Annotated in this window: 4 protein-coding genes and 1 pseudogene; all 5 read left to right on the forward strand. The window is 65.3% G+C overall.

Translation table 11 applies throughout. The features are described 5' to 3' along the window. Nucleotides 1-230 precede the first annotated feature (230 nt). The 5 genes and pseudogenes from AAFX91_RS38425 to AAFX91_RS38445 all read left to right on the forward strand — a co-directional run bounded on the left by AAFX91_RS38425 (nt 231) and on the right by AAFX91_RS38445 (nt 5327). Nucleotides 231-2279: an elongation factor G gene (locus AAFX91_RS38425; RefSeq protein WP_394569962.1), complete on the forward strand. Its 2049-nt coding sequence runs from the start codon at nt 231-233 to the stop codon at nt 2277-2279. Nucleotides 2280-2330: 51 nt separating this feature from the next. Continuing rightward, nucleotides 2331-3119: a GNAT family N-acetyltransferase gene (locus AAFX91_RS38430; protein ID WP_282529780.1), complete on the forward strand. Its 789-nt coding sequence runs from the start codon at nt 2331-2333 to the stop codon at nt 3117-3119. Nucleotides 3120-3122: 3 nt separating this feature from the next. Beyond that, on the forward strand, nt 3123-3755 hold the full coding sequence (locus AAFX91_RS38435) for a YoaK family protein (RefSeq protein ID WP_130583817.1): 633 nt from the start codon (nt 3123-3125) through the stop codon (nt 3753-3755). A 38-nt stretch (nt 3756-3793) separates the two neighbouring features. Continuing rightward, complete coding sequence (locus AAFX91_RS38440) at nt 3794-4636, forward strand: shikimate dehydrogenase (protein ID WP_130583816.1); 843 nt, start codon at nt 3794-3796, stop codon at nt 4634-4636. Nucleotides 4637-4747: 111 nt separating this feature from the next. Continuing rightward, nucleotides 4748-5327 (forward strand): annotated as a pseudogene (locus AAFX91_RS38445) (hypothetical protein). Nucleotides 5328-5495: the final 168 nt, after the last annotated feature.

The raw sequence follows: 5495 nt of genomic DNA on the forward strand, positions 1-5495 counted from the left end.
TGCAACTTGACAATCCAGATAGTCGCTCATCCGTCGCGCATTGCATGCGCGCCACCTTCTCCCACAAGGGGAGAAGGCAAGAAGTCGTGCACGCTTCATTGCATTAGACCATTACATCGCAACGCAGCGACGTTTTCGCGCGTGTTCCCGCTTGCCAAACGCCCGCGACGGGCGGAGCATCGACGATTGCCGACCCAATCAAGGGCCGAGCTCCAAACGAGGAGACGGCAATGGGACAAGACGTCAGAAGTCCCCGAGGTCCACGGTGCATTGCACTGGTGGGCCCTTTCCAGAGCGGTAAGACCACACTTCTCGAAGCGATCTTGGCGCGGACCGGTGCGATCCGGACAGCCGGCAGTGTCGATGCCGGAAGTTCCGTTGGCGACGCCAGTGCCGAAGCGCGCAATCACAAGATGAGCGTCGGGCTTACCGCCGCCACCACGACCTTCATGGGCGACAGCTACACCTTCCTCGATTGTCCCGGCTCGGTCGAATTCGCGCACGATATGCGCATGGCGCTTCCCGCGGTCGATGCCGCGGTCGTGGTCTGCGAGGCCGACGAGAAGAAGCTGCCGCAATTGCAGCTCATCCTGCGCGAATTGGAAGAGCTGGCCATTCCCCGTTTCCTGTTCCTGAACAAGATCGATCGCGCCAACAAGCGCGTCCGCGAGACGCTCGCCACGCTGCAGCCGGCCTCGCGCGTGCCGCTGGTGCTCAGGCAAATTCCGATCTGGAACGGCGATCTGATCGAGGGTTTCGTCGATCTGGCGCTGGAACGCGCCTTCGTCTATCGCGAGCACAAGCCGTCGGAGGTGGTCGCTCTCGAAGGCGGCGATCTCGATCGCGAGAAGGAAGCGCGCTTCTCGATGCTGGAGAAGCTTGCCGACCATGACGACGCGCTGATGGAGCAGTTGCTCGAGGACATCCAACCGCCGCGCGACGCCGTGTTCGACGATCTCGCCCGCGAACTGCGCGAAGGCGTGATCTGTCCGGTGCTGCTCGGCTCGGCGCTGCGCGAGAACGGCGTGCTGCGCCTGATGAAGGCGCTGCGCCATGAATCGCCCGGCATCGCCGAAACCGCCAAGCGCCTTGGCGCCCCCGAAACGAAGGATGCGCTCGCCTATGTGTTCAAGACCGTGCATTTGCAGCACGGCGGCAAACTGTCGCTGGCTCGGCTGCTCGCCGGCCGTCTGGACGATGGCGCGACGCTGATCTCCTCGTCCGGCGAGACCGGCCGCGTTTCCGGTATCCTCGCCGCAGGCGGCGCGTTCGACACCAAGCGTGCCGCCGCGGAAGCCGGTGATACGGTTGCGCTCGGCAAGCTCGATGCGATCAAGACCGGCGAGACGATGGCGAGCGGCAAGACCGCGCCGTCGTCGCTGGTGAAGGTCGAGCCGACGTCGCCGGTACTCGCGATGTCGGTCGCGGCCACCGACCGCAAGGACGACGTCAAGCTCGGGCAGGCGCTGTTGCGGCTGAACGAGGAGGATCCGTCGCTGACCCAGATCCAGAACCAGCGCACGCACGATACCGTGCTGTGGGGGCAGGGCGAGATGCACCTGCGTGTCGCGGTGGAACGGCTGCGCGACCGCTTCGGCGTCAACGTCAAATCGCACCCACCTGCGATCGGGTATCAGGAGACCATCCGGAAACCGATCACTCAACGCGGGCGGCACAAGAAGCAGTCCGGCGGCCACGGCCAGTTCGGCGACGTGGTGCTGGAACTAAAGCCCTTGCCACGCGGCTCCGGCTTCACCTTCGACGAGACCGTGGTCGGCGGCGCGGTGCCGCGGAACTATATCGGCGCGGTGGAGGAGGGTGTGGTCGACGGCCTGCTGAAGGGTCCGCTCGGCTTTCCCGTGGTCGACGTCCATGTGCGCCTGACCGACGGTTCCTACCACAGCGTCGACTCCTCCGATCTCGCGTTCCGCACTGCAGCGCGGGTTGGCGTCAGCGAGGCGCTCCCGAACTGTCATCCGGTGCTGCTGGAACCGATCCACATGGTCGAAATCGTCTGCCCGACCGACGCCACCGCCAAGATCAACGCCATCCTGTCGGCGCGTCGGGGCCAAATCCTCGGTTTCGACACCCGCGAGGGTTGGGCCGGCTGGGACTGCGTCCGCGCCACCATGCCGGAAGCCGAAATCGGCGACCTGATCGTGGAACTCCGATCGGCCACCGCCGGCGCCGGCAGCTTCACCCGGCAGTTCGATCACATGGCTGAAGTGACCGGCCGGACAGCCGATCAAATTATTGCGGCGCATCGCGTGGCGGCATAAGTGTTGCTAGGATCATGGCCCCGGATCGAGGGTCATGATCCCCGCATCGCCATGGAAGTTGTCGATCTCTCCTTGAAAATGCGGCGGCTGACGCAATGGCTGGACGGCCGTTGTCAGCCTTACCGGCTTGTGCGCCGGCAGTTCGACGGTCCGCCGTTCGGTCACTGCTACGTGACCATCGATCCCGAACGTCAGGCGCCGTTTCCATCCGCCAATCTCAATCGCGTCTATCTCTGCGGCGCTGATCCCGCCATGACGGATGATGCGGTCGCGCGCTTCATCGATCTGTTCACGGCTGAGGGTGTGAAGCGCTTCTTTGTCTGGCTGAGCCCTGGTCCCGACATGGACCTGATGCGGGCGCGGCTCGAGGCGGGTGGCCTGTCGCGCGCACGCCGCACCGGATATCCAACCTTGTGGCGCACGGCCTATTCGCCGCTTCATTTCACAACCGATCTTGGCATCCGCGAGGTGACCACTGACGAGATCGATGCGGCGCGCGATCAGCTCGGCGACACGCTATGGCCGGAATATGCGCGCTCGGCCGGCCGCAGGGGCTTCGTGCACTACATGGCGTTCGACGGCGATCAGCCGGTGGCGATCGCCGCGCTCTGCCTGTTCGAGGACATCGGCTATCTCCTGGCCGCGACCACGGCCGAAAGCCATCGCAAGCGCGGCGCGCAGCAGGCGCTCATCGCAAAGCGGGTCGAACGCGCCGAGCAGATGGGCTGCAGGGTCCAGGTCTCCGAGACCATGTACATGCTGGAACATTCGTACCGCAATCTGCGGCGCGCCGGTTTCACGGAAGCCTACGAGAAAGAGGTCTACGAGTGGACGGCGTGACGCATGCTTGACTCGCGCCGTAACATGACGCTGGCCTGCGCGCTGAGCGCGCTCGCCGGTTATCTCGACGGCATCGGCTATCTGCATCTCGGCGGCCTGTTCGTCTCCTTCATGAGCGGCAATTCGACGCGTCTCGGCGTCAACCTGACCGAGGCGAACTGGTTCGCGGCGGCGCAAACCATTGGCATCATCGTGACCTTCGTGTTCGGCGCGGCGGCGGGCAGCCTGATCGTTCTGGCGCGCGGCGGCCGTCGCCAGACCTGGCTGTTGCTGACGGAAACGCTGCTGCTCGTCGGCTCCGCGCTCGCCTATACGTTCGGCTCGCCGACGGTCGCGGTCGGCGGCATCGTGTTCGCGATGGGACTGGAGAATGCGATGTTCCAGATTCGCGGCGGCGCCGGCCTCGGCCTCACCTATGTCACCGGCGCGCTCGTCAAGGCCGGCCAGCTTCTTGGGGCGGCGCTGACCGGCGGCCCGCGCTGGGCCTGGCTACCGAACCTCCTGTTATGGACGGCGCTGGTGCTGGGGTCGACCGTCGGCGCGCTCGCTTATCTCCACCTCAATCTTTCCGCGGTCTGGTTCGCCGCAGGCGCCGCCGTCGTACTCACCGCGATCGTCGCAGTGCGGGATAAGTGAATGTTGACAGTCCGCATCGCTTGTCCGATTGGACTGAAATGACCGCACCGACCAAAGCCCGCGCCGCATGCCTGATCGGATGGCCGGCCGCGCATTCGCGCTCGCCGCTGATTCATCACTATTGGCTGAGGAAGCTCGGCATCGAGGGCGGCTACAACATCGAGGCGATCCCGCCGGAGGGCTTTGCCGAGTTCGTGTTGCATCTGTCGACGCATGGCTTCGTCGGCGCCAATGTCACGATCCCGCACAAGGAGCGCGCGCTGGCGCTGTCGGTGCCTGACGAGCGCGCCCGCGCGGTCGGCGCCGCCAATACGCTGTGGTACGAAGGCGGCGAGCTGCGCTCGACCAACACCGACGTCGAAGGTTTCATCAACAATCTCGACGCCTCCGCGCCCGGCTGGGGCCAGGCGACCGAGGCGCTGGTGCTGGGCGCCGGCGGCTCGGCGCGCGCCGTGGTGTTCGGATTGCTCGATCGCGGCATGCAGCGCATTCACCTCGTCAACCGCAGCATCGAACGTGCCCGCGCGCTTGCCGATCAGTTCGGTTCTCGCGTCGAGCCGGCTGGCTGGGACGCGCTTGCCGATCTGTTGCCGCGCGTGAGGCTGTTGGTGAACACCACCTCGCTCGGCATGCACGGCCAGCCGGCGCTCGACCTCGACGTCGGCTTGTTGCCGCCAAATGCCGTCGTCGCCGACCTTGTCTATGTTCCACTGAAGACGCCGCTGCTTGCAGCCGCCGAGGCGCGCGGATTGAAGACGGCCGACGGGCTCGGCATGCTCCTGCACCAGGCGGTGCGCGGCTTCGAATTGTGGTTCGGCCAGCGCCCGCAAGTGACGCCGGAACTGCGCGCGCTGGTCGAGGACGATCTCACAAAGGCTTGAGTGCGCGAAATATCGCCGCGACAGCGGGGTCTCTGGAGAGGTGATCCACCCGGAGCTCTCGCTATGCCTCCCTACCGTTCCACGCTCGCCCGCCCGCTATTTGCCGTCGCCATGGTTGCGGCATCAACCCTCTATGCGATCGCGCAACAGCCGCCTGTGTCCTCGCGGGTGCGCGGGACCATCGAAAGCGTCGTCGGCGACACGATCGAGGTCAAGTCGCGCAGCGGTGAGGACGTCAAGCTGCATATGACGGGCGATGCGCGCGTTGCCGGCATCGTCACGATCGCGCTATCCGACATCAAGGTCGGTTCCTTCATCGGCGCTACGACCGTGCCGGGTTCCGACGGCACGCCGAAAGCGGTGGAAGTCCACGTCTTCCCGGAGGAGATGCGCGGCACCGGCGAGGGCTCGCGGCCCTGGGACACACGTCCCAACAGCAGCATGACCAATGCGACGGTCGCCGAATCCGTGGTCAGCAATGACGGCCACACGCTGCTCGTCAAATACAAGGGCGGCGAGAAGAAGGTGATGGTCTCGCCTGACACACCTGTCGTGACCTACGTCCCCCGGCGACAAGTCCGAGCTCAAGGCAGGCGCCAAGATCATCGCATTCACGAAAAAGTCGCCCGATGGCTCGCTCGAGACCAACCGCATCAGCGTCGGCCGCGACGGGCTTACGCCGCCGATGTAAATGCGCGGTTCACCCTTTCCCCTTGTGGGAGAGGGTCGCTTCGCGAAGCGAAGCGGGGTGAGGGGTTCTCTCCGCGGACACCGTTGCCAGTGGAGACAACCCCTTGTATCTGCACGGGCATGATTTGTGCGATGGAAGCGATTTAGCGTCTTGGCCGGTGGCCACCGG

The sequence above is a fragment of the Bradyrhizobium sp. 31Argb genome (assembly GCF_043638955.1).
In the GTDB taxonomy this organism is placed as follows: domain Bacteria; phylum Pseudomonadota; class Alphaproteobacteria; order Rhizobiales; family Xanthobacteraceae; genus Bradyrhizobium.